A 1,019-nucleotide genomic window follows, 5' to 3' on the forward strand; every position below is an offset into this window, starting at 1 on the left:
ATAATAAGAGCCATAATCACAAAAAAATAGCAGATGGTCAATTTGACCACCTGTTATTTTTTTACCAATTAACAATTTTATCTACAATATTTTGTTGTTCAGTAGCTGTTTTCCTTAGATAAATTCGAGTAGTTTCTATACTTTCGTGTCCCATCAAATCTGCAAGCAAGGCAATATCATTATACTTCGATAAAAAATTCTTAGCAAATAAATGTCTAAAAGAATGAGGGTAAATTACTTTAGGATTCATTTTGTATTTATCAGCATAATTTTTTAACTGTTGAGCAACTCCTCTTGCTGTAATTGGTTCATTAAATTTATTCAAAAATAAATAACCACTTCGGCGATTTTCTGATTCTAACCAACTAAGACAACTATTTCTTAATTTTTTAGGAATGTACAGTCTACGAATTTTACCACCTTTTGAGTAAATGTCAAAATAACCGATTTCTACATGCTCTACTTTTAGTTTAATAAGCTCACTTACACGAGCCCCAGTTGCACCTAAAAACCAAACGACAAAATGCCATTTTAAAATACCATCTTTTTTCAAACTACGTTTAAGAAAAAGGTAATCAGCATGGCTAATGACATCTTCTAAAAACGGTTTTTGCTGTACTTTGACAAATTTTAATTTCAAATCATCATGACCAATAAAAGTCAGATATTTATTTACTCCTTGTAGTCGCAAATTGACAGTTTTAGGTTTAAAATTGTCTAATAAATATCCCTTGTATTCAAATAAATCTTCCATTTTGAGTTCATAATTCTCCAAGAAAAATCGAACACCATAAAGGTACGAACGCACAGTATTTTCAGCTAAACCAGCTTTCTTCAAATGTAATTCAAATTCTTTCAACGTAAAACTCCTATCTTATGTTTGATAGAAATTCCACCGCACGTAAAACTATTATACTAAATTAGTGCGTCAATATGGGCGAAAAATTGTTCGATTTTATCAACGATTCTGGATTGTTCAGGAAGGGGTGGGAGTGGGATTAGAATAGAAGCAACTTTAT

Annotated in this window: 2 protein-coding genes; both read right to left on the minus strand. The window is 30.8% G+C overall.

Annotation, left to right across the window (positions count from 1 at the left end):
- Nucleotides 1-61 precede the first annotated feature (61 nt).
- A complete protein-coding gene (gene psrA, locus HT703_RS10445) occupies nt 62-859 on the minus strand; it encodes a tyrosine-type DNA invertase PsrA (protein WP_023934726.1) in 798 nt (265 codons plus the stop codon).
- A 56-nt stretch (nt 860-915) separates the two neighbouring features.
- A partial coding sequence (locus tag HT703_RS10450; protein ID WP_172930072.1) for a restriction endonuclease subunit S occupies nt 916-1,019 on the minus strand: 104 nt, incomplete at its 5' end.

The organism is Streptococcus sp. 3874 (assembly GCF_013276425.1).
Taxonomy (GTDB): Bacteria; Bacillota; Bacilli; order Lactobacillales; family Streptococcaceae; genus Streptococcus; species Streptococcus pseudopneumoniae.